This is a genomic window from Nocardia sp. NPDC004722 (assembly GCF_053601505.1).
Genome location: NZ_JBSGBY010000774.1, coordinates 1 through 3,370 on the forward strand (window position 1 = coordinate 1; position 3,370 = coordinate 3,370).

A 3,370-nucleotide genomic window follows, 5' to 3' on the forward strand; every position below is an offset into this window, starting at 1 on the left:
GGCGGCGATTCCGCCGGTATCTACCAGTTGATCAACCTCTTCTCCGGCGGCGCGCTGCTGCAGCTGTCCGTGTTCGCGATCGGCATCATGCCGTACATCACGGCGAGCATCATTATCCAGCTGTTGACCGTCGTCATCCCGCGCTTCGAGGAACTCCGCAAGGAGGGCCAATCGGGTCAGAACAAGATGACCCAGTACACGCGCTACCTGTCCATCGCCCTGGCGGTTCTGCAGTCGACCGGTCTGGTCGCGCTCGCCTCGCGTGGTCAGCTGCTGCGCGGCTGTTCCAAGCCGATTCTCGATGACACCTCCATCTTCGGCATGATCATCATCGTGCTGGTCATGACCGCCGGCGCCGCCCTGGTCATGTGGTTCGGCGAGCAGATCACCGAGCGCGGTATCGGCAACGGCATGTCGCTGCTGATCTTCGCGGGTATCGCGGCGCGAATTCCGTCGCAGGGCAAGCAGATCTACGACAGCCGTGGCCTGATGACCACGATCCTGGTCGGTTTCGCCGCTTTCGTCGTGATCATCGGCGTCATCTTCGTGGAGCAGGGCCAGCGCCGGATTCCGGTGCAGTACGCCAAGCGCGTGGTGGGCCGCAAGATGTACGGCGGGTCGTCGACCTACTTGCCGCTGAAGGTGAATCAGGCGGGTGTCATCCCGGTCATCTTCGCGTCCTCGCTGCTGTATCTGCCGAACCTGTTGGCGCAGTTGACCCAGAAGAGCTCCGGCAACCCCGCCAAGTGGCAGGAGTTGATCCAGAAGTACCTGGTCAATCCGACCAACCCGGCCTATGTGACGATCTACTTCGCGCTGATCGTCTTCTTCACCTACTTCTATGTCGCGATCACCTTCAATCCGGAGGAGCGCGCGGACGAGATGAAGAAGTTCGGCGGATTCATCCCGGGCTATCGCCCGGGCAAGCCGACGGCCGATTACCTGAACTACGTTCTCAGCCGGATCACCCTGCCCGGTTCGCTGTACCTCGGTGCTGTCGCTGTGCTGCCGAACCTGTTGCTGGGTATCGGTTCCGGTGGCGGCGGCATGTCCAGCCTGCCGTTCGGTGGCACCTCGGTGCTGATCATTGTGAGCGTCGGCCTCGATACCGTGAAACAGATCGAGAGCCAGTTGATGAACCGTAACTACGAAGGGTTCCTGAAGTGAGACTCGTACTGCTCGGACCGCCCGGCGCCGGTAAAGGCACCCAGGCCGAACTGTTGTCCGAAAAGCTCGGTGTTCCGCACATCTCCACCGGGAACCTCTTCCGCACCAACATCGCGGAGCAGACCGCGCTGGGCCGCGAGGCGCAGCAGTACCTGGACGCCGGCAACCTGGTGCCCTCGGACGTGACCAACCGCATGGTCGAGGCCCGCATCGGTGAGCCCGACGCCGTCAACGGTTTCATCCTGGACGGCTACCCGCGCACCGTGGATCAGGCCGAGGCGCTGGAGAAGATGCTCAAGGAGTCGGGCAAGGAGCTCGACGCCGTGCTGTCCTTCGTGGTCGACGAGGACGTGGTGGTCGAGCGCATGCTGGCCCGCGGCCGCGGCGACGACACCGAAGAGGTCATCCGCAACCGCATGCGCGTCTACCGCGAGGAGACCGAGCCGCTGCTCGAGCACTACGACGGTCAGGTTGTCTCCGTCGAGGGCGTCGGCGAGATCGAAGAGGTCAACACGCGGGCGCTGAAGGCGCTGGGGCACTGAATGGTCTTCGGCCGTAAGAGCAAGAAGGTGGTGCCCTTCCGCACCGCCGGTGAACTGGACGCCATGGCGGCGGCCGGCGCTATCGTCGGTCGTGCGCTGGTGGCGGTGCGGGCTGCCGCCAAGCCCGGGGTCTCCACCCTGGAATTGGATGAAGTGGCCGAGTCGGTGATTCGTGAGGCCGGGGCGATCCCGTCGTTCCTGGGTTACCACGGTTTTCCGGGTTCCATCTGCTCGTCGGTGAACGACCGTGTGGTGCACGGCATCCCGTCCAAGGACGATGTGCTCGTCGAGGGCGACCTGGTCTCCATCGACTGCGGCGCCATTCTCGAGGGCTGGCACGGCGATTCGGCCTGGACCTTCGGTGTCGGCACCATCATCGAGGCGGATCGCCTGCTGTCGGAGGCGACGCGGCTGTCCATGGAGGCGGGGATCGCCGCCATGCTTCCCGGCAACCGGCTCTTCGACGTCTCGCACGCCATCGAGCAGGGCACCTACGCCGCGGAGAAGCTGCACGATCGCAAGTACGGCATCGTCTCCGGGTACGGCGGTCACGCCATCGGCCGGGAGATGCACATGGATCCGTTCCTGCCGAACGAGGGCGCGCCCGGTAAGGGCCCCGAGTTGCGGGTCGGTTCGGTGCTGGCCATCGAGCCCATGCTCACCCTCGGCACCACGGAAACCCATGAGCTGGACGACAATTGGACCGTCGTCACCGATGACGGTTCGCGTGCCGCGCACTGGGAGCACACGGTCGCGGTCACCGAGGACGGCCCGCGCATTCTGACCCTGCGCCCGGAGTAGCCTCCGCACAACGCCTTTCGCACCCGCTCCAGCCTGGCTGGGGCGGGTGCGTTCGTTTTCGCGGGGGTGCTCCGGTGGCGTGCTCGCTCGGTTGGCGTGCTACCGGGGGTGCCCGATACGGTGGGCCGCGAAGGGATGGAGGGGGATGTGGCCGATCGTGATGCCGGATTCCGGGTGACCGGTTCGTCCGGCGATACCTACGAGGTCGCGGGCGAGGCGGTCAGCGTCGGGTACGGCCGCGCCTGGCTGCACGCATGCCGGGATCAGGCGGGCCGGGAACGGTTGTACCGCGCCTTCACGCTGCCGCTGACCGATCCCGAGGAACACGATCGGGTCGGCAAGGTGGTGGCCACCGGGCGCGGGATCGTGCTGGGCGCGGAAGCGCGGGGGGACGCCGCGGCGGTGACGATCAGTTGGCCGATCGACGCGGTGTGGGCCGACGGTGCGCTCGCCGGGGTGGTCCTGCCTGCCGTGCCGGGCGAATTCCTGCGGCCCGACCGCGGCCCGCGGACGCTCGATCAGCTGTACGGGACGGGTCAGCCGTTCGACGCGGAATACCGTGTCGCGGTGGTGATCCGGTTCTGCGAGCTCTTCGAGGCGTTGGAGCGCAACGATCTGGTGCACGGCGATATCGCGCCGCACAATCTGCTGTGGTCCGGATCGAGCGCGTATCTGCTGGGCGGCGAGGGCTTGCGTTCGGCGCACGCGCGGCCGGTGGCGCACCCGGTCGCGGACGGGTGGCGGGATCCGCGGGTGCTCTTCGACGGGATCCCCGGCCACGACGGTTACAGCGACCGCTTCGGTGTCGCGGTGCTGGTGTATCGCAGTCTGCTGCTGGACCCGGAGCTACCGGCGATCCG

Annotated in this window: 4 protein-coding genes; all 4 read left to right on the plus strand. The window is 66.3% G+C overall.

The genetic code is table 11. The annotated features are described in order from the left end of the window. The coding region (gene secY, locus ACWELQ_RS41580; protein WP_452402483.1) for a preprotein translocase subunit SecY at positions 1–1,167 on the plus strand (1,167 nt) is incomplete at its 5' end. Next, positions 1,164–1,709 carry an adenylate kinase gene (locus tag ACWELQ_RS41585; RefSeq protein WP_452402484.1) on the plus strand — a complete coding sequence of 182 codons (546 nt, stop codon included), beginning with the start codon at positions 1,164–1,166 and terminating at the stop codon, positions 1,707–1,709. The genes secY and ACWELQ_RS41585, both read left to right, overlap by 4 nt. Further along, positions 1,710–2,510, plus strand: coding sequence for a type I methionyl aminopeptidase (gene map / locus ACWELQ_RS41590; RefSeq protein ID WP_452402485.1), 801 nt, complete (start codon positions 1,710–1,712; stop codon positions 2,508–2,510). A 147-nt stretch (positions 2,511–2,657) separates the two neighbouring features. Next, positions 2,658–3,370, plus strand: a 713-nt coding sequence (locus ACWELQ_RS41595) for a hypothetical protein (RefSeq protein WP_452402486.1), incomplete at its 3' end; no start/stop codon positions are given.

Coding starts and splice junctions, on each gene's coding strand:
- map (WP_452402485.1), top strand. CDS start 1,710: ATGGTCTTCGGCCGTAAGAGCAAGAAGGTGGTGCCCTTCCGCACCGCC.